The organism is Pedobacter sp. JCM 36344 (assembly GCF_046546555.1).
Taxonomy (GTDB): Bacteria; Bacteroidota; Bacteroidia; order Sphingobacteriales; family Sphingobacteriaceae; genus Pedobacter.
The window spans coordinates 212,969-235,150 of the sequence record NZ_JBKHKK010000001.1 but is presented as its reverse complement, the minus strand read 5'-3'; the positions used below and the strand labels follow the sequence as shown (position 1 = coordinate 235,150).

Genomic DNA, 22,182 nt, shown 5'->3' with positions numbered 1-22,182 from the left:
CTTTAGTGCTCAGTTTTTTAGGTCGGATTGGTTATATTTGACTATGACATATTGTTTAGCGATAAAGGTTAAGGAAGGCCTGGTAGCAATAGCAGATACTCGAATTACTTCGGGTACAGACACCACACAAAAGAAAAAAGTTTATATTGAGCAGCGCGATAAGTACTCTCTGTTTATCATGACCAGTGGCTTACGTTCTGTAAGAGATAAGGCAGTACAATATTTCAAAGAACTTCTTGAGGAAGGGGAAACCCATAACAAATTATACAAGGCTGTTAATGCTTTTGGCGCACAGGTAAAACGAGTTGCTCAGGAAGACCGCGCTGAACTTGAAAAAAGTGGGTTGAAATTTAACCTGCATACTATTATTGGCGGTCAGCTTAAGGATGATGAGGAGCACAAGTTGTTTTTATTGTATCCCGAGGGGAACTGGGTAGAGTTGGGAGAAGGCGCACCTTTTGTTATTATTGGCAATTCAGGTCATGGAAAGGCGATTTTAAACAGAACATTAACAAGTGACTCCAGTATGCAATTGGCGTTAAAAACCGGGTTTTTGTCTTTTGATTCGACTAGAGCCAGCGCAAATGATGTAGATTTTCCAATCGATGTAGCTCTATATCAAAATAATACTTTCAGTATGGTTGAACATCGTTATGGCAAAAAAGACCTGGAGCATATTTCTGACCAATGGGCAGAAGAGCTTAAAAAGGCACTGGACAATATTCCTGAAGAATGGATGAGCAGTGCATTTAATAAATTACCCATACCTAACGAAGCTACTCTATGAAATTTGAGGTATTTGCCGAACTAATATACGATTCTATTGTTCCATCTACCTTAATTTTAAATATCCAGCCATTTAAAACTGTAGGACAGCGTGTGCTAGAAGAAAGATTTGATTGTAACATGGTTTTAAAAAGCTACGAATGGTATGCTAATTCCGGCGAAAAAAGGTTTAAAGTTTTGGAAGTTCCACAAGCACAAGAAGTGGTGTTTACGTATTCTTGCGTTGTAGAAAATCAAATCAAAACTATTCCTGCCAGGCAACTAGACGATGTTCAGATTAGTTTGATGCCTGTTTCGGTATTGCCTTACCTCAACCCAAGCAGATATTGTGAATCGGACAAACTTTATAAATTTGCTTTTGATAAGTTTGGTTCTATTGAAAGTACCTTTGAAAAGGTGATGGCGATCAGAGACTGGATTTATGACAACGTGGAATATAAAGTAGGCGTTACTTCAGCGCAGACTTCAGCTTATGATACCCTGAACGAACAGATCGGAGTTTGTAGAGATTTTGCGCATCTCGGGGTAGCCTTGTGTAGAGCCATGACTATTCCTGCTAGATATTTTACAGGATATGCATACCGATTGGTCCCACAAGATTTCCATGCTTGTTTTGAAGTTTACCTTGGAGGATATTGGGTGATTGTAGATGCGACGAAGCTGATGCCTATTAATGGCCTTGTGAAGATCGCTACGAGCTTCGATGCGACAGACACTGCATTGGCCAGCAGCTTTGGTAACCTGAACTTTAAGAGCATGGCGGTTAAAATATCTTGCTTGGATCAAAACTTTGAAGCTTTAGATTCGGATAGCTTAGCTCAGGGATATGTTTATTACTAATTAGAAATCTTTATTAAGTAATTTTTCCAATTCTCCAAAAGACACATTCATTCGTAACCTTCCCTGCTTGGCATAAGCTATTTCACCTGTTTCTTCAGACACAATTACTGCTACAGCATCAGTTGTTTCAGATACACCAATACCTGCCCTGTGACGCAAGCCAAACTGCGGCGGTAATTGGTCATTATCTGTTAGTGGAAGGATGCAACTGGCACTCTTTATCTTATTTTCGGAGATTACAACAGCCCCATCATGCAGAGGGCTATATTTCTGAAAAATGCTCTCCAACAATCTTTTAGAGATCTTAGACTCTATGATTTCGCAACTATTGGCAAAAAGCTGGTCGTCATAAAATTTAACAAACACGATTAATGCTCCTGTACGTGATTTCTTCATGCTTTTACAAGCATCTATTATGGGCTTGATGCGCACTAAGTTATCTCTTTCAATTCCTTTTGTACCGAAGAGATACCCCCACCAAGCCTTATTTTTCTGTAAAAAAGTGTTCTTCCCAATCAAGAGCAGAAACCGCCGGATTTCTGGTTGAAATATGACGATAAGGGCTATTAGACCTACACTTATAAACTTGTTTATGATGGTTGATAATAACTCCATCTGTAGCGCATCAACTGCAAATTTGATGATAAGAATGATAATCATACCAAGCAGGAGATTTACTGCCAGCGTGTTCTTGATAAGACTATAGATGTAGTAAATTAAGATTGCAACCAGAACGATGTCTATAACCGCTGTTGGCGTGATCTTTAAAAAATCGAAGTCTAAACTTTTCATCAATGCAAGGTAGGAAATTAATCAGAATACTGTTGTTGCATCTTTCGGATGATATTGATGCATTCCTTAGCTTCTTGAACATCATGAACTCTAAGGATATTAGCTCCTTTTAACAGGGCTATAGTGTTCAGTACGCTCGTTCCATTCAATGCGGCTGCGGCTGTTGTTTTCAGAAACTTATAAATCATGCCTTTCCGGGAAACGCCAACTAGAATAGGGAGACCGAAAATATGGAGATCTTCTAAGTGCTGCAATAGCTCATAATTATGATCGATGGTTTTTGAAAACCCGAAACCGGGGTCAATAATGACGTCTTTTACCCCTAGGGAACGAAGCTTTGCAATTTTAGCGCTGAAATAATTTGAAACCTCGATGCTGATGTTTTTGTAATGGGCAAAGTCCTGCATATTCTGAGGATTGCCTTTCATGTGCATCATGATGTAGGGAACATTTAATGCCGCTATAGTAACAAACATTTCCTCATCGAAGCTACCTGCACTTATGTCGTTAATTATATGTCCGCCAGCTTCAATGGCGGTTTTCGCGACCTTTGCGCGAAAAGTGTCAATGGAAAGTGCTGCCTCAGGAAACCGCTTATTTATGGCTTCGACAAATGGGATGAGTCGTTGCAGTTCTTCATCGGCTGTGATATCGGTTGCACCAGGTCTGGAAGAATAGGCACCCAAATCAATGAACTTTGCACCCTCATTAAGAAATTCTTCGACCCGAAAAAGGGCATCGTCAATACTGTCGACTCTACTTCCTTTAAAGAAGGAATCAGGCGTGATATTAAGGATTGCCATGACCGATGGAATAGCTAGATCTACTAGCTTTCCTTGCAGGTTAAGTGTGCTCTTTCGGTATAAAAATGTATCTTTAGCCATTGTTTAATGCTGCAAACTTAGATAAAATTGGCAACAAATACTTCACAAGAATACGATTCAGTTATAACGGTTTGCAAATCGCTTTTTGTAAAAAAGACGAGTGATTACGGTACTGCATGGCGCATACTCAGACCCGCATCTATTACTGATCAGATCTTTATAAAGGCACAACGAATTCGTACACTGGAAGTGAAGAAAGTTTCAAAGGTTGGAGAAGACATTACTTCGGAATATATTGGCATAATCAACTACTGCGTGATCGCAATGGTTCAACTGGATCTTGATGCCTCGGAGTCCAATGAACTTGAAGTTTGCCGGGTGGAAATGTTATTCGATAAAAAAGTGTCTGAAACAAAAGAATTAATGTTCGCCAAGAACCACGATTACGGAGAGGCCTGGAGAGACATGAGAATAAGTTCCTTAACCGATCTCATTTTGATGAAGATCTTGAGGGTAAAACAGATTGAGGATCACCTTGGTCACACCCTAGCGTCAGAAGGGGTTAGCGCTAATTACCAGGACATGCTTAATTATGCCGTATTTGCATTGATTAAACTGGGCGTAAAATAGAACTATGAAAAGATCACTCGTAAACTTCTTTAGAATATTTGTCGGAATATTGTTCATCTTTTCCGGATTAATCAAAGCCAATGATCCCACTGGTTTTGGCTATAAGCTTGAGGAATACTTTGAAGTATTCCACATGCCTTTTTTTATAGGGTATGCCACAGGTATTGCGATGTTACTCTGCATTCTGGAAATTGTACTAGGGGCATTGCTGTTGTTTGGTTTTTGGCGTAAGCAAGTCATGGCTGGACTATTGGGGGTTATTATCTTTTTTACTTTCTTGACGTTTGTATCTGCTTTTTTCAAAGTAGTTACGTCATGTGGATGTTTTGGCGATGCAATCCCTTTAACCCCTTGGCAATCGTTCTCTAAAGATCTGGTGCTGCTCGTTATGATCGTTTATTTATTTAAGTTCAAGGAAGAGATACAGCCAATCACCAATAGACGTGGTTGGCAAAGCAGCTTGTTTGCTGCCGTATTTGCGTTCTCCCTACTATTTACACAGTTTACCTATAATTCACTTCCTATTCTTGATTTTTTACCCTATAAAGTCGGTGCAAATATCCCCCAGATGATGAGCATTCCCATGGGTGCGATTCCGGATGAATACCAGATCATGTACAACATGACCAATAAGAAAACTGGGGAGAAGAAGTTGCTAAGCGATAAGGAATACCTGAAAACCGAAATATGGAAAGATGACAATTGGGAAATTGTTGGAGATCCGGAAAGCAAACTGCTTAAAGCTGGTTACCAACCGAAAATTCGTGATTTGAAAATTACAGATGCCGGAGGAACGGATTATACTAAAGAAATTACTGAAAATCCGTATTACAACTTTGTTATTGTTGCATGGAATTTAAATGATACAGATGAAAAAGGCATCTCTGAACTTAATGCTTTAGCTTTAAATGCAACCGAACAATTTAATATAAGAACCGTTATGCTTACAGCCAATTCTGCCCAGGATGCAGATGCTTTCAGCAAAAGAATGAAGTTGTTCATGGAAGTTTTCTATGCTGATGCAGTTCCATTGAAAAGTATGGTTCGTGCAAACCCTGGAGTATTATTACTTAGAAACGGGGATATCATTGGCAAATGGCACTATAATCTTGTGCCTTCGTTCGACGAACTTTCTAAAAATTATTTCTCAAAATAGCTATGCTTCACTATGCCCTGAAGAAATTCTTATATGGATTCGCCGTGATGGCAGGGGTGATAGTTGTGGTGTTTCTACTATTCAACGTTTTGCCAGGAGATCCGGCAAGAATGACACTGGGGCAACGGTCTGACGTACAATCTCTGGAGGCAGTTAGGAAGGAGTTTGGCTTGGATCGTTCAAGGCCCGTACAGTTTTTTCTATATTTGAACGACCTCTCCCCAATCGGAATACATGATAATAATGCAGATTCGCGAAATAAATATCATTACCTAAAATTATTTTCTGTTGGCAGTGATGTCATTGCATTAAAGTTGCCCTATTTACGCAGATCTTATCAGACCAGGAGAGATGTGACTTCTATCTTGAGAGAAACAATTCCAAATACCTTTATCCTCGCCTTAACTGCGATGATTTTTGCGACGCTGATCGGTGTATTTCTTGGAGTAGTTTCTGCGGTAAATAAAGACACCTGGATAGACAAAGCAGCAAACGCCTTTGCAATTCTTGGAATTTCGACACCTTCATTCTTTGCGGGGATTATAATTGCCTGGCTTTTTGGATTTGTACTGAGCGATTACACCGGCTTAAGTATGTCTGGGAGTCTTTACAGTTATGATCCTTTCGAAGGGGAAATTATGACCTGGAAAAACCTAATGTTACCTATGGTAACATTAGGCTTAAGACCTCTGGCCATTATTGTTCAGCTGACGCGTAGCGCGATGCTTGACGTTTTGGCTCAAGATTATATCAGGACAGCGAGAGCGAAAGGGCTGAGCCGCAGTTCCATCATTTACAAGCATGCCTTAAGAAATGCGATGAACCCGGTAATTACTGCGATCTCTGGTTGGTTCGCCTCCCTATTAGCCGGATCTTTCTTTGTGGAGTACATCTTTGGCTACAACGGTCTAGGAAGAACAGCTGTTACCGCTTTGGAAATGTCTGACTTTCCAGTTATCATGGGATCCATTCTGTTCATCGCTCTGGTATTTGTAGTAATTAATATTTTAGTAGATATTTTATATGCCTTTGTTGATCCAAGGGTTAAATTAGCATAGTATGAGAATATTTTTAATCGGTTTTATGGGCTGCGGCAAGACTACTTTAGGCAAGAAGCTTGCTCAAAAGATGAGCTATAGTTTTATGGATCTTGATCATGAACTGGAGAAAGCAGCGGGTGTGTCTGTAAGCAATTATTTCTCGGCAAATGGTGAGGAGGCTTTCAGGATACTGGAAAAGGACACTTTGAATACGCTTGATTACCCAACTAACTGCATTATCTCCACAGGAGGCGGAACGCCATGCTTTTTTGACAACATGGAGTTTATGAATAGGAGTGGAATCACAATTTATGTGGATCTGCCACCGCTCGCTCTTGCGAAACGCCTGGAATACGGAAAGCATAAACGCCCGCTAGTTGCCAATATGGATGAACAGCAACTCGTTGCCTTTATTAAAGAAAAGCTTGAAGAAAGGAATCCTTATTATGAGCGTAGTTTTCTAACGGTGAATGGCATTAATATCACCACAGAACAGGTTAGAAATGAACTATTTCAGATCTTCTAAGTACTTTCGCGTTTCCGTCTCGATCAGATTTACTGCCGCTTTTATTGCGGATTCAACTTTAGTTGTTTCTGATGTAACTGGTAAGTTTTGTATAGTTGACAATGCGGCAACATAGTAATTGCCCCAAGTTTCCAAAATATGCTTCTCTTCGCTGAGTATCTTTCCAGAAGCAACAGCATCCCTACTTAAATCAAATTCAACCCTTAGGCGCTTTAAAGCTGCATCCCGCACTTCATTAATTGTAAACAAGGCTGTGTTTTCATCAGCATTTACAAGTGTGTAAGCAGCTGTTAATGCACTGATTCCCACATTTTTCAAGGTCCTTGCGGAAACCTTATCTAACCTATCATTGTCGGTATGGTAAAACATATCAGTAAAATGCCACATCAATAATCCTGGAATCTTATTTTGAATAAAAGGGGTATGGTCGCTACCTCCCTCAAATGGATTGTAGTTTACAGTCCACTTTGCATGTTTACCCTGCTCATTGCAAATTTTCACGATGAAGTCGTTGTAGTAGTGAGGAAACAGGTCTTTTTCTTTTGTATCGCCAGAGCCCCATTCACTGTGCTTGTCTGCTCCTCTTGTCCAGATAGCTGAAGGATCAGGCATTTTCTCAATCAGGAAACTCCCGCCTGTTTTTTGCGTATCCTCACCCACCATATCCAAACTCATGCCCCAAATGATTCCTTTTGCTCTCTCCTGATCCTCTTTGATATAGCGCTGAGTGGAAACAATTTCGTCTCCCCAAAGAAAAGTAATTGTGCGCTGTGGCTTCAATTTATTGTCTTTCAAGAGCATTGCTGTCACTCTGGCCATTTCGGCAAGCGTACCCACGCCTGTGGCATTATCATTCGCTCCCGGCTCTTGCACATGAGCACTAAATACAAAGCGTTCATCGGGAGCGACTGATCCTTTTACGTTGGCTACTATAGTCAATTCTTCAGAAGCATAAGAGTTAGCCTTGATGTTTACTTTCAGTTTGACAGGTCCTTTTGACAGCGCTTCCTTTAGGGTTTGTTTGGCTTGGTAGGATAAATTGATAGCCCAGCCTTTGTCGTCAGGATTATTGATCCCTGAAAACTGAATAGAGGTTGGATTCTTTTCAGGCTGTGTGTAAGCCGGCATTGAATACCCCAAGACGCCGATTGCTCCAGCAGTAATTGCTACATTAAATAGCCTTGCCGAACTGGTTTCTGAGAATATGATCGCTCCTTTGAAGTCTTGGTCACTCGCTTTATTAACTGCCGTAGCATCCAGATATATAACTTCCGCTGTCTGGCCTTCCGCAGGAGTAGAGGAAGAACCAATAGTAAGCATATTTCTATTAGTTTGAAATGCCAGAAAGGGCTTTGTTTGCCCCACTATCGTCAGGCTAGCATTAACTGGATCCCAGGCATTCTTTTTCATTGGCCGCTTTTCTAACCTGTAGGTAAGTGGCCCTTCCTTTTCATTGTCTTTTTGCAGTACAAATCCCGCTTTCTTAAGAATTTCCTCGACATGGTAAATGCTTTCATTGAAACCCTTATTTCCTGGCAGTCTCCACCTTTGCTCCACGAATGCAGTTGTTTCGTAAGCGTTAGACTTATTGAATGCCTTTCTGGTCAGGTTGAAGTAACGCGTTGTTGGATCTTGGGAAAACGCAGTTGATGCACCCAGCAGCAGAAGAAGTGTAAGCAGTTTGTTCATGGTTATAGGTTTTTCCAGATTTCATCAGCCTGCTTTTGTAGTATAGATGAAAATTCCGTTCTTGGTGGTAAGTTTAAATATGGATAGGTGACTTTGGAAAGATAAAGTCCCTGCGGATGAGCAGGAGTGATGAGGGCAGGGGTTTTAAGCAGGATTAAGTAGCTTTCAAATTCATCCAACGATAGCGTGCCGCTACCTATCTTAAGCAGTTGGCCCATGATGATTCTGATCATTTTACCTAAAAAGCGGTTAGAGGAGATTTGAAATCTTAGTCTGTCGCCCTTTACATCGACACTAAGCTTAGCTTCCATCACATTGCATATTGTATGCTCATATTTATCCGGACTGGTGCAAAAGGGCTTAAAATCCTTATACTTAGGTAACACAGCCGCAGCCAGTTTCATCTTATCGAAATCCAAATGGTCTAGTAAATAGAAAGAACTTAATCCATTTAAAAAAGGATCCTTGTAGGTGTGGAGGAAATAGTTGTAGGATCTGAAAACTGCATCGAATCGCGCATGAGGCTGTCCTTCCATAGGGAGAATATCAAATACCGCGATATTGACCGGCAGTGCTTTGTTGAGGCGAAACAGCAAGTCAAAGTCCCACTCCCTTTCAATATCCACATGAAAGAAGAATTGGCTTGCATGGACGTGTGCATCAGTGCGGCCACATCCATTGATAAATAACTGTGTTTTAAGAATGCTGCTTAGGGTCGTTTCAATTACACCCTGCACATTAAGTACCCCAGGTTGTTTTTGCCAGCCGTTGTATTGCAGTCCATTATAGCCGATGTGGAAAAAGTACCTCACGTTACCGTCTTCCTGCGCGTCTGTTTAATTCTTCGATTGGCATGTTCATTATTCTGCCAACCGGATCTTTTCCTTTATAGGTAATGACTTTAAGCATAGTTGCATCTTTCGGGGGCGTTAGCTTCTCTGTGTATTTTGGATAAAAGCGATCAGGGAATGAGTTGTCGAAACTGTAATAGATATCTAACCCTTCAACCTCTGAAGACAACTCGATCATTAGTTGCCTATCAGCTGATCTGCTAACACTAAATATTGGATCGTAAACACTCGGAGCATACTTGGTTTCTGCTATATCCAGTCTTTTGAAATGCTGTTCAACTTTAGGGAAAAACGTCTTCCAATTTTTTTTCTCTAAGGGAGACCATAAAGATTCTGAGATTGCAAAGCCTCTTGGCCAGGTCATATATTCTGCCTGTCTGATGTTATACACCTGCTCTGTCCAAAGATTGGCCTGACCACCCTTGATATATTTTGCATCGGAGCCATAAGGTAGAGGATCAAATTCATAGGATTTGCTGAGCCTCAACGAAGCGTAGACTTTCGGTTCAGTAATTGGATCTGCCTGCATGTAATCCAGGTAGGCATAAGTTGATGGGCTCATCACCACCTCATGTTTTTTCTTACTGGCATCGACTCCATTTTTTACGCCTCTCCAGCTCATCACCGCAGCACTTGGAGGCATGTCTCCATTTAGGATCTCATCCCAGCCCATGAACTTTTTACCTTTCGACTCTACAATCTTCTGAACACGTTTTTCAAAGTAACCCTGAACCTGATGCATGTCTTTAAGATTTTCACTTTTCATCAATGCTTTGATCGCATCGCTTTTTTGCCAAAAGTTTATCGGTGCCTCATCTCCTCCCATGTGTATGTATTCAAATGGGAACAGTTGAGCGACCTGAGTGATTACCGTATCTAAAAAACCGTATACTTTTTCATTTGCCGGGCAGAGTGTGTTGTCGATTAGTGCAATAGGAGGGGCTCCTTTCGACCAGTCCATGATACGCTCACCAGATCTCACCCGATAGTTTTCAGCTCCCTCAGTGCAGGATAATTCAGGGTAAGAAGCTATGATCGCCAGACTGTGGCCTGGAACATCAACTTCGGGAAGTATGTCTACAAAACGATTTTTAGCGTATTGAACGATTTCTTTGATATCTTCCTGGGTGTAAAATCCACCGTAGGTGCGCGGTTCATCAGCTTCAGGAGGCGAGAAGATGCCGAATTCTCCGACTTTCTTCACATTCCATGCGCCAACTTCTGTTAGCTTTGGCATTCCCTTTATTTCGATTCTCCAACCTTCATCATCAGTTAAATGCCAATGAAGCAAATTATATTTGTACCTCACCATTGCATCGATATATTGTTTCACCTCTGCTTTAGTGAAAAAGTGACGTGCGCAATCGAACATTAGGCCTCTCCATCCCACCCTTGGATAGTCGGTTACTTCAACACATGGCGCTGCCCACTCCACGTTTTCTACCAGTTCCTTTGCTTCGATCTCTTTTGGGAAAAGTTGAATCAGGCTCTGAGCACCATAAAATAAGCCCGCTGCTTTATTTGCTTTTATGGTGATCAAAGAAGGTGTTACGATGAGTGTATACCCTTCATTACCTATTGCTGCATTACTCTTGTCATTAAGGATTAATTTGATTGTAGCCGGGCCTTTAGTATCAGAGATATTGGAAACAAAGCTACCAGTAGGTGTAGAAAGTCTTTCCTGTAAAAAGGAAACGACTTGTTTAAGTTCAGGTATTGCCGCTGAGTGGATTACAACATTGGCAGGGAGTACAAAGTGTCCCTCCGTTTTTACAAGCGAGACTGGTTCAGGAATTATAGCTATTTCTGCAGTATGGTCGAATTTGCCAGCCATTTCTGCATTGAAATTATCAGAAACTATTGTCTGACTAAAAGCTGGAATCGTTAATATGAACAGTAGTAGTAATAAGGAAGATTTTCTCATAAGCTACGCAATTTACCAAATTATTTTAGGGCATCTAAAACGCGAAACAACTTTTTATTTATTCCCGACCCAGAATAGTTGTTGATATTAATGACAATAACGTATTTATTGCCACTGCCAGCAGTGTAGTAACCCGCGAACGCTGATACGTCATTAATGGTTCCGCTCTTTAATTTCATCCCATTATTTTCAGGCAACGACTTGTAGTAATCGACAAACCAGTCTTCTTGTTGCGCCTGAAATAAGACATTCGCCATTGCAAATGTGGTCACTCGTGTTCCTGGCGAAAGCCCACTGCCGTCCAATATATTTAATGCGTTTTTATCAATTCCTTTTTGCCCCCAATAGTTTACCACTGCTGTAGCACCGTTCTTAGTTGTAGGTGTCTTACCGGTTTTCCAGGCAATAGTCTTGATCAGATGCTCGCCATAGAGGTTTACGCTTTTTTTATTGAAACAATAGATGATTTCACTTAATGAAGGGGAAGAGATCGTCGTTAGCTTTTGTGAGACTACAGGCACCGGTTTTTTGTCGGCAATTAGAATTCTGCTTGTGGTGGCTTCTGCGGAAACCTTTATTCCAATTCGCTGAAGTGTATCCTGCAAGCGAAAAGCGGCGTCAAAAGCCGGATCCGGTAAGGCAGCAGAGATACCCGACTTCGGAGTTTCCAATCCCCATGTTCCTCTTAAATACGCGATGTTACTTAAAGCAGGTAAATAGGCATATACATTGTCGCCTGTTCCCTCGGCACCCGCCTTTAGCTCATTAACAATTTTTAGGTAAGGCATCGCAGGCACTGCTTTTATTATTGAAACTGAATTATCCGATCTGTTAGCGCGTAAATGCAGGTCAAATTGATTCTCTCTCCAGGTTAAGCCAGAGGCTCCGGAGCCGTAGTAATTTCCTACATCTTGCCATACCCAGCCATCAGGCGTCGTTTGTGTGCCCCAAACACTTTCATCTCCTATAACGCTACCATCAATCTTTTTAATTCCTGCATCTTTGATCGCTTGAACCCAAGAGTTTAGAATTGTTGCCTCTTTGCTGCTAGGGTATCTCCAAGAGCCTAGTGTAGGGTCACCACCGCCAACAATAATCAGATTGCCACTTAACGTTCCATCTATACTTATGGTGCCATTGTAGCCCAGCGTAGTTTGATATTTAAAATCCTTACCCAATACCCCAAATGCTGTTGCAGAGATTATTGTTTTTAATGTCGAGGCCGTGGAAACACCTAGGTTCTCGTTTCTTGCATACAAGATCTTCCCTGAGTTTGCATCCAATACGCAGAGCGAAACGGTAGCATACTTTGTTTGAATGTCCGCCAAAAGATTGTTATACGCTTGTTCAAGCTTTTGTGTTGGAGATTGTGCATGGCTTATGCCTGCTACAAGGATTAATATAATGATGAAAGATGTTTTAAGCATAGGTATAAAAAAACGTGATGTAAAAATAACAGCTCTGGTTATTTCTACATCACGTTCAACGTATTATTCTCGATAAACTATATCAGTTCTTTTCTTACCAGGTATTCAGCGATCTGAACAGCATTTGTGGCAGCACCTTTTCGTAGGTTGTCCGCAACTATCCACATATTCAGTGTATTAGGTAAGGATTCATCACGTCTTATCCTGCCAACAAATACCTCATCTTTCTCATGAGCATCTTTAGGCATTGGATATTTCGCATTTGCCGGGTCATCAACTACGATGATTCCTTCAGTTTTAGCCAGGATATCTCTTACTTCAGCAACGTCAAACTCATTTTCAAACTCAATATTGACAGACTCTGAGTGGCCGCCCATAACAGGAATCCTAACAGTGGTCGCAGTCACTCTGATGGTATCATCACCCATAATTTTACGGGTTTCCAAGATCATCTTCATTTCCTCTTTAGTATAACCATTGTCGGTGAATACATCAATTTGGGGAATCACGTTCAAGTCGATAGGGTAGGCATAGGCCATTGGTCCGTCCATGATACCTTTGCGCTCATTCATTAGCTGTTCGACCGCTTTAACGCCTGTTCCAGTAACCGACTGATAGGTTGACACAACAACGCGTTTTATCCTGTATCTATCATGCAATGGTTTCAAAGCGACCACCATCTGGATTGTTGAACAGTTGGGGTTAGCGATGATCTTGTCGTCAATTGATAAGGTATCAGCATTTACCTCAGGGACGATTAATTTTTTTGAGGGGTCCATTCTCCAGGCAGAAGAGTTGTCAATTACTGTAGTTCCAGCTTCGGCAAAACGTGGCGCATTTTCCAAAGAAGTACTTCCTCCAGCGGAGAACAAGGCAATATCAGGTCTCATTGAGATTGCAGTGTCCATGTTTACAACAGCAAACTTCTTACCCTTGAATGTGATTTGCTTACCAACGCTCTTTTCAGAAGCTACAGGAATCAATTCGGTTAATGGGAAATTACGCTCTTCTAATACCTTCAACATTACGGTGCCTACCAGTCCGGTAGCGCCTACTACTGCAATTTTCATGTTTTTTTAATTTGTTATCTATGCTCTTTTAATTGATATTTTTACGGTCTGATAAGTCTGCAAATATGTGGATTATTTACGTAAAAAAAGGGAAGGGGCTATTTTTAAACCACTTCCCTCTCATATTATAATACAGTTAGGTCTTAAATAAGCTCGTGATCTACGTAATCGAAACTCTTCTTAATGCTTACAAAAGGGTCTATGGAAAAGTTCTCTTGTTCTACAATAAGATGTTCCAATCCCGCCTCCTTAGCCTCCTTATAAATACTCTTAAAATCAATGGAGCCTGTTCCAACTTCGGTGTTTATTGTTTTGTCTGCCTTATCCATATCCTTTACATGCCACATAGGGAATCTTCCTGGATGCTTTTTAAAAAGCTCAATTGGATCGTTTCCAGATCTAACTACCCAGTACAGGTCCATTTCAAACTTCACATTGTCTTTGTCAGTTGACGAAAGTAAAGTCTCATAACCTGTTTCCTCACCATACTTTGTGAATTCAAAATCGTGGTTATGGTAGGCCATTTTCATTCCTGCAGCCTTCGCAACACCTGCTGCGGTATTTAGTCGCTCCGCAAGTCTTTTGAAATCTTCTATGCTTGTCCGCAAAGTTGGATTCAACCATGGGCAGGTAAAGTATTCCATACTCAGAGCTGCTGCGCCTTCAATAAGTGGTTTCAATTCTTCCACATTGCCGGATTTTATATAGCTATCCATGCTGAAGTGACCACTAGGTGCTGTTAGGCCATTTTCCGTAAGCAATGCTTTGAAGTCTTTGGCAGCCAATCCCCAGTAGCCGGTCTCTGCGGTATACCCGTAAGTTTCAACTTTCTTATACCCTGCCTGAGCAACTTTAGCGATTACTCCCTTAACATCTTTAGGCAATTGTTCTCTAAGTGTGTAAAGTTGAAGTCCAACTGCATTGGCCGAAGCTGAAGCAGTACAGTAAAAGTTTGGTAAAATGGCTACGCCCGCTGCCGCGATACTTGCCTGTTTTATAAAAGTTCTTCTTGAATTCATAAGCTACACATCGCAGATCATCACTGCATCATTTAGTGATTTAAATATATCTTTTTTACTTGGCAGAAATTCCTGTGCAAGGTAACCTTTAAAACCTGTTGATATAATAGCTTTAATGATTGCAGGATAAAACAACTCTTGGTTCTCATCTAACTCATGACGCCCCGGCACACCTGCGGTGTGGTAGTGGGAAATATATTGGAAGTTATTTTTAATGGTGCTGATTACATTACCTTCATCAATCTGCATGTGGTAGATATCATAAAGCAATTTAAAATTTTCTGAACCCAATCTTTTACACAACTCGACGCCCCAGGGGGTGTTATCGCATTGGTAATCTTTATGATTTACTTTGCTGTTTAACAGTTCCATCACCAACACAACATTATACTTTTCTGCGATTGGAAGAACTTGTTTCAGTCCGTCGACACAGTTTTTCCAACCCGTTTCATTATCTTTCCCACGTTTAGTACCGCTAAAGCAAATCAATTGCTTGTAACCTGCTTCAGCAACTTTTGGAATCATCTCTGTATAACGCTTAATCAAATCTGCATGGAATTTAGGTTCATTCCATCCATCGTCGATACCAAGTTCAGCACCGTTACATAATGATGAGTCGAGTCCATGTTTCTTTAAAGTTGCCCAGTCTCCAGGCCCGACAAGATCTATCGCTTTAATACCGATTTTTTTCGCTTCAACACATAGTTTATCCAGGTCTACATTACCAAAACACCAGCGACAAACTGAATGATTTACGTTTCCTTTTAGCATTGTATTTTTATATTCTGCTAGTGCAAAAGCAGGCAATGCTGCCGAAACACCTAAGGCGGCGGTTCCGGCAACAATATTTTTGAGTGCAGATCTTCTGCTAAGTTCAGATTTCATGATAATTGATTTATAATTCAAAAAGACTAGACACTTACTAAGCTTTCAGCAACCTTCTTTTTATTAGAGAAGAAGAGCGCAAAAAGTAAAAATACTGCAAGCGCGATACCCGCCGGAATAATCCAGATCATTTTCCAGTCAAAGCTTCCATCAGCCAACTTATAGCTATCAGTGATCATGCCTGCAACTTCAAACCCGATTAGCATTCCAACACCATAGGTGGCAAGTGTAATCAGACCTTGGGCAGCACTTTTGTATTTCTCACCTGCCGCAGCATTGGTGTAAATCTGACCTGCAACGAAGAAGAAATCATAACACACACCGTGTAAAGCGATACCGATGATTAACATAAAACTCAAATCACTAGCGTTACCAAATGCAAATAGCGCATAACGAACTGCCCATGCAATCATACCAATCAAGATAGTCTTTTTAAAACCAAAACGGGTAAAGAATACTGGTAATAGCAATAAGAAAAGAACTTCAGATACCTGACCTATAGTCATCTTTCCTGTCGGGTTATCTATACCTACGTTTGAAAGAAAAGGGTGGGCATTTTGGTAGTAGAAGGCTAACGGAATACAGATAAGAATGGAAGAGACAAAGAATATCGCGAAATCCCTATCCTTCAACAGTTTCAATGCGTCAAGACCAAGTATTTCAGAAATCTTAACTTTCTCTCCTGTAGAAACTTTAGGAGGTGTTTTTGGTAGAATGAAGCTGAATAAACCCAATATCACTGATACGATTCCACCCATTGCGAAAGTATTCTTAAGCATCCCGGCAGAAGTCGCTTCTGCAGTATCCCAGTGGAATATGTAGCTAATAGCCAAACCTGCTGCAATCCATCCAATTGTTCCGAAAACCCTGATGGTCGAAAACTCTTTTTCAGGATCTTTCATTTGGTTAAAGGATACAGAGTTTACCAATCCCAACGTAGGCATGAATAAAATCATGTAGCCTAAAACATAAGGATAAAAGGTGCTGATTTCTGTTGCATTGTACATTTGATACATCAAAACGGCTCCAACGAGGTGTAGCACACCCAGAATTCGCTCTGCATTGAAATATCTATCGGCAATAAGACCTATGATGAAAGGCGCGATTATAGCTCCCCAGGACTGTGTTGAAAATATGGATGAAGACTGCGCACCAGTGGCACCAAGGTTACTGCCAAGGAAAGTTCCCAATGTAACAAACCATGAGCCCCAGATAAAAAACTCCAGGAACATCATGATAGATAATTTTACTCGATTATTCGAATTCATTATTTTAATTATATCTTGTTTATTTACAGTTCTTTAATCATTACGTTGCGATACCAAACGTCTCCTCCATGATCTTGAAGTGCTATCTTACCTGTCTTGTAAGTAGCAAATCCGTTCCAGTCAGCAAACTTGCTTTGCTTTAGTAATGTAGCCCAGCTTGCATCCCAAAGTGTGGTGGTAACAATCTTAACGCCATTTAACCTAAGTTCAAGGCTTCCGTTTTTTGTAATAATTTCAGCGGTGTTCCATTCTCCAACAGGCTTAACAGGTTCTGAACTGCTCTTGATTATATCATACAAATCTCCAGCTCTGTGTTTTTGAATTTTTCCATCGTCGTGACCTTCGTTATCAAGTACCTGCATCTCTAAACCAGTACTGTAGGTAGCTCCGTATTTGGCTTTGTCCTCATGCACGAAGAAGATAATTCCACTATTTGAACCAGGAGCAACTTTCCAGTCTAGTTTTAAATGGTAGTTGGTGTACTCCTTGTCGGTAACAAGATCACCACCGCCGTCACCCTGTGTTTTGGCATCAAGAAATAAAGCGCCATCCTGAACTTTCCAGTGGTTACCTACCGTCGATTGTCCGTAAGTATGCCATCCATTGGTAGTTTTGCCATCAAAAAGTTTCATAAAACCCTTCGACGCCACAGTCTGATTTTTAGTGCTGCTGCAGCCTAGCGTTAAGGCAATGATCATCGCAGAGAAAATGTATTGTCTCATTATTGTTTTTTATAATTATTTAATTGTTACAAAGTCCAGCCTTCACGATAGTTACGCTTAACATACTGATTTACTTCCTCAAAATTCGTCACTCTCATGTTTGCATTGTCCCAAAGTAGCTTTTTAACACCACCTTTTAGATCGTGACCACGAACCGCAAGATTTGCCATTAACAAGGCTTCAGTTAATGGACCTGCAGTTTCAAACGAAGAACTAAGTTCGGTTTTGCCATAGCCGGCAATACATCCTTCCACCCATTGTTTGTAATGGCCATTCGAACCATCGGGTACACGTGCCCATTTCTGTTTTGCTTTAGCGTCTTTCATGCGTGATTTTGGAAGCAAGGTTGCCCCGTCAGAATAGGTGCTTGCATACATCTTTCCTTTGGTGCCAATAAATAAGGTTCCATTTCCTTCTTCACCACCCCATTTTTCATCCGGTAGAAGTTCAATAGGTCTTTCCGGTTGTATACCTCCGTCCATCCAGTGCATAGTAACATCACCTTTAGTTTTCGCGGTCTTAGGGAAAGTTAATGTGATGTGACTTGATGGAGGGCAACTCTCAGGGAATACACCTTTTTTGAATTCATCCACATAAACTGAACCTACGCTCGCCTGTACATCCTTTGCATAACGAATGTCTAAAACTCTGAAAGGAGCCTCCATTAGGTGACATCCCATATCTCCAAGTGCACCGGTTCCGTAATCCCACCATCCGCGCCAGTTAAACGGTACTAACTTATCTACGTAATCTTTTTGCGGAGCCGTACCTAACCAAAGGTTCCAGTCCAGTTCTTTAGGAATTTCAGCTTTGGTAGTTGGCCATGCAATTCCCTGAGGCCAAACAGGTCTGTTTGTCCAACAGTAGACCGTGTGAACATCACCGATTAAATCTGCATCATACCATTCAGAAAGTAAACGGGTTCCATCATTTGACGCTCCTTGGTTACCCATTTGAGTAACCACTTTATATTTTTTCGCGGCTTCCGTCAACATACGGGCCTCATAAATGTCATGGGTAAGTGGCTTTTGTACATAAACATGTTTGCCCAGCTGCATAGCATGGTGAGCGATGATCGCATGGTTATGGTCCGGAGTGGATACTGAGACGGCATCAAAGTTTTTTGATTCCTTATCATACATTTCTCTCCAGTCTTTATAGAACTTTGCCTTCGGAAAGTTTTTACGGGAAGTAGCCGCTCTTCTTTCGTCTACATCACAAAGGAAACCAATGTCGGCTTTGCCGCTTTTTGCGAACATAGCAATGTCCGATTCCCCTTTGCCACCAGCACCAACGCCGGCAACAATTAGCCTATCACTAGGTGCTAAAAATCCATTTCCTCCAAGAACATGACGTGGTACGATCATGAACGCTGATGCTGCAATTGCAGAAGTCTTTAGAAAGCTACGTCTTGAAGCAGCTTCCTGATCTTTTTTTATTTCTTCCATGGTTTAATTTGGTTGGGTTGTGAAATTATTTTTTTAAGGATAAAATGTATTTAACCATCTCTTTTGCATCACCTTTACTAACGGCAGGGTGTGGACTCATCGGAACTTCTCCCCATACACCAGAACCACCGGCGATGATCTTGTTAGCTAACATATCTATGTTCTCAGCAGTCGCCGGGTATTTTGCCGCTACATCTGCATAAGCAGGGCCAACAATTTTAACTTTTACATTGTGACAAGCTAGACAGTCAGATTTCTTTAGTAAGGCTTCGCCAGGCATAGCCGCTTTCGGGGTCTCTGCCTTTGCAGTTTGTTCTGCTGCTAGTGCAGGTGTCGCAGAAGCTTCGGTCGGCGGCACCCCTACCGGCCCCGCCGCTTGGGTTGCCGAAGAGCTGTCTGTTTGATTCGAATCAACAGTTTCAGCGCTCATAGCTGCCCCTGGATTAGTTTTGTTGGTGTCTAACAGATTTTTCTTTCTTGCGGCCCTTTCCTCCGGACTAGCGCAAGACGCGAATATTAAGGCTAAAAGTCCTAAAATAAACAGTTTGGATGTTTTCATTTGTGTGTATTTCTAATTATAAACCTAAAATTTTATTATTAAATTCTATGTCCCCGCCACCGGAGCTTGCGAAATCGTCAAACGCTCTATCAGTCACTTTAATGATGTGTTTTTTAATAAACTCCGCGCCTTCTTCAGCGCCAACTTGTGAGTCTTTAATTGAGCATTCCCACTCCATAACGGCCCAACCTTTAAAATCGTATTGCGCTAGTTTGCTAAATATAGTTCCAAAATCTACTTGCCCATCACCGAGAGAACGGTACCTTCCAGCGCGATTTGCCCAGCTTTGGTAACCACCGAAGGCACCTTGCTTACCTGTAGGATTGAACTCCGAATCTTTTACATGGAAAGCCTTGATACGCTCATGATAAAAGTCAATGTACTGTATGTAATCCAGCTGTTGCAGCACAAAATGTGAAGGATCATACAGCAAACACGCACGGGGGTGATTGTTTACTTTTTCAAGAAACATCTCGTAGGTGATGCCATCAAACAGATCTTCTCCAGGGTGGATTTCGTAGCAAACGTCCACACCACAGTTATCAAATTCGTTAAGAATCGGCATCCATCTCCTAGCCAGTTCTGTAAAGCCTGCATCTACTAATCCCTCAGGACGTTGTGGCCATGGATGGAACATATGCCATAATAAAGATCCGCTAAAGGTTGCATGTGCATTTAAACCTAGGTTTTGAGATGCTTTAGCGGCAAACATCAATTGCTGAACTGCCCATTCCTGTCTTGCTTTAGGATTATTTTTATATTGATCCGGAGCAAATGCGTCAAATGCCAGGTCGTAAGCAGGATTAACGGCTACCAACTGCCCTTGTAAATGTGTTGATAACTCAGTAATCTCTAGTCCATAAGATCCTACTTTACCAACCAGCTCGTCTGCATAAGTTTTGCTTTCTGCTGCTTTTTGAAGGTCAATAAATCTTGGATCGTTAGTAGGAAGCTGGATTCCTTTGAAACCTAAGCCGGCTGCCCACTCGCAAATTGTTTCTAATGAATTGAACGGTGCTTTGTCGCCGATAAATTGAGCTAAGAATACCGCTGGTCCTTTAATTGTTGTCATGCTTTTTAAGAATTAAAATCAAACCATTTTTGGTCAGACTGGCTTGATGCCACTACGCTATCAATAAATGTCATACCTCGCACGCCATCTTTCACTTTTGGGAAGTCTAACATCGCATCAGTAGGAGTTGTTCCGTGTATTTTTGCAGATAAAGTCAATGTGAAGTTTCTGTAAATATTTGCGAAAGCCTCAAGATAGCCTTCAGGATGTCCTCCCGGAACACGGGTATTGTATTTGGCAGCATCAGAAAGATAGGCTTGTCCTGCACGATAAACCTGTGTTGGCTCAGTCAGCCATTTTACCAATAAAGTGTTTGGCTCCATTTGATGCCATTCAAGACCACCTTTTTCACCATATATTCTTATAGCCAATGCATTTTCTTCTCCCGCTGCCACCTGCGATGCCGAAAGCACGCCACTGGCTCCGTTGTCGAACTTTAATAAGACGTTACCATCATCATCTAGTCCGCGACCTTCCACTACAATATTAAGATCAGCACAAAGTTTGGTAATTTTTAATCCTGATATATATTCTGCAAGTTGCGCTGCGTGGGTACCAATATCACCCATGCAACCACTTTTTCCACTTTTCTTTGGATCAGTTCGCCATGCAGCACCAGCATTTCCTTCGCGCTCAGTAAGTGTGCTTAACCATCCCTGAGGATACTCAACCATCACTTTCCTTATTTTTCCAAATGCGCCATCCTTAACCATTTGTTTGGCCTGTTTTACCATTGGATAGCCAGAGTAAGTGTGAGTAAGGCATAATAGCAAGCCTGTTTCCTCTACCTTTTGTTGTAACTGTTTTGCCTCATCTAATGAAAGAGCGATTGGTTTTTCGATCACTACATTGAATCCATTGTCTAACGCCATCATAGCTGGGCCAAAATGTGCGAAGTTTGGTGTAACGATAGTTATAAAGTCAATGCGTTTATCAGCAGGAAGTTTACTTTCCTTCTCGATCATTTCCTCGTAGGTAAGGTAAATCCTGTCTTCAGGTAAAAAAAGCATTTCGCCAGATTCGCGTGCCACATCAGGATTGATACTCAATGCTCCACAGCAGAATTCTACCTGACCGTCAATGTTTGCAGCTATGCGGTGTACGGCTCCGATGAATGCATCTTTACCTCCGCCTACCATGCCCATTCTAATTTTTCTCGTTTTCATTAAATTAAGGTTACCTATTTTGATTGTTTGAAACCAACCAATACAGCCTCTTCAAAATCATTAAATTGAAGTGATTCAAGACAGAAATGTTCTGGATCTGGCAGTTCATATTTGGTGGTTTCGTTAACTTAGTTGTGTGCTAAATATCTTTCGTTTTGTAATATTAAGAAAAAATAAATAGTTAGTGTTCTAAATACACAATTTAAGTAAAAATATTATGTTTTTGTTACTTAGGGCGTTTTTAATGCCCTGAAGGCGGTAACGCAGTTATTAGGAGTATCCACAGATCGAACTGAAACAAACGTATCACCTTGAATACGAACCTCAGCCTGCGACCTAGGCATTTAAAATTGAGAGTAGTCGCAATGACAGTCGTGCTCCTGATCGTACTTTATTTACTTTAGCACTCAGGAGCAGAAATAGGGTCATAGAAAACAACTTTTCAGTGGAAGTTTATTGCCGGGACTTTGACCAAGGCTGACTTTCCT

General features: G+C 41.2%; 21 protein-coding genes. 6 read left to right on the top strand and 15 right to left on the bottom strand.

The window, feature by feature from the left end:
- Window positions 1-43: 43 nt before the first annotated feature.
- Entirely contained in the window at window positions 44-787 is a 744-nt protein-coding gene (locus ACHFIZ_RS01100) for a peptidase (protein ID WP_410881990.1), read from the top strand.
- A complete protein-coding gene (locus ACHFIZ_RS01095) occupies window positions 784-1,626 on the top strand; it encodes a transglutaminase-like domain-containing protein (protein ID WP_410881988.1) in 843 nt (280 codons plus the stop codon). The genes ACHFIZ_RS01100 and ACHFIZ_RS01095 overlap by 4 nt, the downstream gene beginning before the upstream one ends.
- Here the strand turns inward: ACHFIZ_RS01095 and cdaA are convergent, their stop codons facing one another.
- The gene (gene cdaA, locus ACHFIZ_RS01090; protein WP_410881986.1) at window positions 1,627-2,418 is read right to left on the bottom strand and encodes a diadenylate cyclase CdaA; all 792 of its coding nucleotides are present in this window, start codon (window positions 2,416-2,418) and stop codon (window positions 1,627-1,629) included.
- Between the two features lie 17 nt (window positions 2,419-2,435).
- Entirely contained in the window at window positions 2,436-3,302 is an 867-nt protein-coding gene (folP, locus tag ACHFIZ_RS01085) for a dihydropteroate synthase (protein ID WP_410881984.1), read from the bottom strand.
- 27 nt (window positions 3,303-3,329) lie between these two features.
- On the opposite strand from folP, the gene ACHFIZ_RS01080 reads away from it, so the two are divergent.
- From ACHFIZ_RS01080 to ACHFIZ_RS01065, 4 genes are read left to right on the top strand one after another with little or no spacing between them, the layout of a single operon-like run.
- On the top strand, window positions 3,330-3,872 hold the full coding sequence (locus ACHFIZ_RS01080; RefSeq protein ID WP_410881982.1) for a DUF1599 domain-containing protein: 543 nt from the start codon (window positions 3,330-3,332) through the stop codon (window positions 3,870-3,872).
- 4 nt (window positions 3,873-3,876) lie between these two features.
- Window positions 3,877-5,028, top strand: coding sequence for a BT_3928 family protein (locus ACHFIZ_RS01075; RefSeq protein WP_410881980.1), 1,152 nt, complete (start codon window positions 3,877-3,879; stop codon window positions 5,026-5,028).
- 2 nt (window positions 5,029-5,030) lie between these two features.
- On the top strand, window positions 5,031-6,086 hold the full coding sequence (locus ACHFIZ_RS01070) for an ABC transporter permease (protein WP_410881978.1): 1,056 nt from the start codon (window positions 5,031-5,033) through the stop codon (window positions 6,084-6,086).
- A gap of 1 nt (window position 6,087) precedes the next feature.
- On the top strand, window positions 6,088-6,594 hold the full coding sequence (locus ACHFIZ_RS01065; RefSeq protein WP_410881976.1) for a shikimate kinase: 507 nt from the start codon (window positions 6,088-6,090) through the stop codon (window positions 6,592-6,594).
- Here the strand turns inward: ACHFIZ_RS01065 and ACHFIZ_RS01060 are convergent.
- The 13 genes from ACHFIZ_RS01060 to ACHFIZ_RS01000 all read right to left on the bottom strand — a co-directional run bounded on the left by ACHFIZ_RS01060 (window position 6,577) and on the right by ACHFIZ_RS01000 (window position 21,694).
- Complete coding sequence (locus ACHFIZ_RS01060) at window positions 6,577-8,283, bottom strand: M28 family peptidase (protein ID WP_410881974.1); 1,707 nt, start codon at window positions 8,281-8,283, stop codon at window positions 6,577-6,579. The genes ACHFIZ_RS01065 and ACHFIZ_RS01060 overlap by 18 nt on opposite strands.
- A gap of 2 nt (window positions 8,284-8,285) precedes the next feature.
- Window positions 8,286-9,095: a tRNA pseudouridine synthase A gene (locus tag ACHFIZ_RS01055; protein ID WP_410881972.1), complete on the bottom strand. Its 810-nt coding sequence runs from the start codon at window positions 9,093-9,095 to the stop codon at window positions 8,286-8,288.
- Between the two features lies 1 nt (window position 9,096).
- Window positions 9,097-11,058 (bottom strand): beta-N-acetylhexosaminidase, encoded by a 1,962-nt coding sequence (locus ACHFIZ_RS01050; protein ID WP_410881970.1) that lies wholly within the window; start codon window positions 11,056-11,058, stop codon window positions 9,097-9,099.
- A 20-nt stretch (window positions 11,059-11,078) separates the two neighbouring features.
- On the bottom strand, window positions 11,079-12,485 hold the full coding sequence (dacB, locus tag ACHFIZ_RS01045) for a D-alanyl-D-alanine carboxypeptidase/D-alanyl-D-alanine-endopeptidase (RefSeq protein WP_410881968.1): 1,407 nt from the start codon (window positions 12,483-12,485) through the stop codon (window positions 11,079-11,081).
- Window positions 12,486-12,562: 77 nt separating this feature from the next.
- Window positions 12,563-13,555, bottom strand: coding sequence for an aspartate-semialdehyde dehydrogenase (locus ACHFIZ_RS01040; RefSeq protein ID WP_410881966.1), 993 nt, complete (start codon window positions 13,553-13,555; stop codon window positions 12,563-12,565).
- A 143-nt stretch (window positions 13,556-13,698) separates the two neighbouring features.
- On the bottom strand, window positions 13,699-14,574 hold the full coding sequence (locus ACHFIZ_RS01035; protein WP_410881964.1) for a sugar phosphate isomerase/epimerase family protein: 876 nt from the start codon (window positions 14,572-14,574) through the stop codon (window positions 13,699-13,701).
- Between the two features lie 3 nt (window positions 14,575-14,577).
- Window positions 14,578-15,459: a hydroxypyruvate isomerase family protein gene (locus tag ACHFIZ_RS01030; RefSeq protein WP_410881962.1), complete on the bottom strand. Its 882-nt coding sequence runs from the start codon at window positions 15,457-15,459 to the stop codon at window positions 14,578-14,580.
- Window positions 15,460-15,485: 26 nt separating this feature from the next.
- Complete coding sequence (locus ACHFIZ_RS01025) at window positions 15,486-16,727, bottom strand: nucleoside permease (protein ID WP_410881960.1); 1,242 nt, start codon at window positions 16,725-16,727, stop codon at window positions 15,486-15,488.
- Between the two features lie 23 nt (window positions 16,728-16,750).
- Window positions 16,751-17,449, bottom strand: coding sequence for a DUF1080 domain-containing protein (locus ACHFIZ_RS01020; protein WP_410881958.1), 699 nt, complete (start codon window positions 17,447-17,449; stop codon window positions 16,751-16,753).
- A 26-nt stretch (window positions 17,450-17,475) separates the two neighbouring features.
- Entirely contained in the window at window positions 17,476-18,897 is a 1,422-nt protein-coding gene (locus ACHFIZ_RS01015; protein ID WP_410881956.1) for a Gfo/Idh/MocA family protein, read from the bottom strand.
- A gap of 25 nt (window positions 18,898-18,922) precedes the next feature.
- Window positions 18,923-19,456, bottom strand: a complete 534-nt coding sequence (locus tag ACHFIZ_RS01010) for a c-type cytochrome (RefSeq protein ID WP_410881954.1) — start codon at window positions 19,454-19,456, stop codon at window positions 18,923-18,925.
- A gap of 16 nt (window positions 19,457-19,472) precedes the next feature.
- Window positions 19,473-20,528, bottom strand: coding sequence for a sugar phosphate isomerase/epimerase family protein (locus ACHFIZ_RS01005; RefSeq protein ID WP_410881952.1), 1,056 nt, complete (start codon window positions 20,526-20,528; stop codon window positions 19,473-19,475).
- A 5-nt stretch (window positions 20,529-20,533) separates the two neighbouring features.
- A complete protein-coding gene (locus ACHFIZ_RS01000) occupies window positions 20,534-21,694 on the bottom strand; it encodes a Gfo/Idh/MocA family protein (RefSeq protein WP_410881950.1) in 1,161 nt (386 codons plus the stop codon).
- Window positions 21,695-22,182: the final 488 nt, after the last annotated feature.

Bases quoted from the DNA above. Each gene is read 5' to 3' on its own strand.
- ACHFIZ_RS01100 (WP_410881990.1), top strand. From the start codon at position 44: ATGACATATTGTTTAGCGATAAAGGTTAAGGAAGGCCTGGTAGCAATA.
- ACHFIZ_RS01095 (WP_410881988.1), top strand. From the start codon at position 784: ATGAAATTTGAGGTATTTGCCGAACTAATATACGATTCTATTGTTCCA.
- cdaA (WP_410881986.1), bottom strand. From the start codon at position 2,418: ATGAAAAGTTTAGACTTCGATTTTTTAAAGATCACGCCAACAGCGGTT.
- folP (WP_410881984.1), bottom strand. From the start codon at position 3,302: ATGGCTAAAGATACATTTTTATACCGAAAGAGCACACTTAACCTGCAA.
- ACHFIZ_RS01075 (WP_410881980.1), top strand. From the start codon at position 3,877: ATGAAAAGATCACTCGTAAACTTCTTTAGAATATTTGTCGGAATATTG.
- ACHFIZ_RS01070 (WP_410881978.1), top strand. From the start codon at position 5,031: ATGCTTCACTATGCCCTGAAGAAATTCTTATATGGATTCGCCGTGATG.
- ACHFIZ_RS01065 (WP_410881976.1), top strand. From the start codon at position 6,088: ATGAGAATATTTTTAATCGGTTTTATGGGCTGCGGCAAGACTACTTTA.
- ACHFIZ_RS01060 (WP_410881974.1), bottom strand. From the start codon at position 8,283: ATGAACAAACTGCTTACACTTCTTCTGCTGCTGGGTGCATCAACTGCG.
- ACHFIZ_RS01050 (WP_410881970.1), bottom strand. From the start codon at position 11,058: ATGAGAAAATCTTCCTTATTACTACTACTGTTCATATTAACGATTCCA.
- dacB (WP_410881968.1), bottom strand. From the start codon at position 12,485: ATGCTTAAAACATCTTTCATCATTATATTAATCCTTGTAGCAGGCATA.
- ACHFIZ_RS01040 (WP_410881966.1), bottom strand. From the start codon at position 13,555: ATGAAAATTGCAGTAGTAGGCGCTACCGGACTGGTAGGCACCGTAATG.
- ACHFIZ_RS01035 (WP_410881964.1), bottom strand. From the start codon at position 14,574: ATGAATTCAAGAAGAACTTTTATAAAACAGGCAAGTATCGCGGCAGCG.
- ACHFIZ_RS01030 (WP_410881962.1), bottom strand. From the start codon at position 15,459: ATGAAATCTGAACTTAGCAGAAGATCTGCACTCAAAAATATTGTTGCC.
- ACHFIZ_RS01025 (WP_410881960.1), bottom strand. From the start codon at position 16,727: ATGAATTCGAATAATCGAGTAAAATTATCTATCATGATGTTCCTGGAG.
- ACHFIZ_RS01020 (WP_410881958.1), bottom strand. From the start codon at position 17,449: ATGAGACAATACATTTTCTCTGCGATGATCATTGCCTTAACGCTAGGC.
- ACHFIZ_RS01015 (WP_410881956.1), bottom strand. From the start codon at position 18,897: ATGGAAGAAATAAAAAAAGATCAGGAAGCTGCTTCAAGACGTAGCTTT.
- ACHFIZ_RS01010 (WP_410881954.1), bottom strand. From the start codon at position 19,456: ATGAAAACATCCAAACTGTTTATTTTAGGACTTTTAGCCTTAATATTC.
- ACHFIZ_RS01005 (WP_410881952.1), bottom strand. From the start codon at position 20,528: ATGACAACAATTAAAGGACCAGCGGTATTCTTAGCTCAATTTATCGGC.
- ACHFIZ_RS01000 (WP_410881950.1), bottom strand. From the start codon at position 21,694: ATGAAAACGAGAAAAATTAGAATGGGCATGGTAGGCGGAGGTAAAGAT.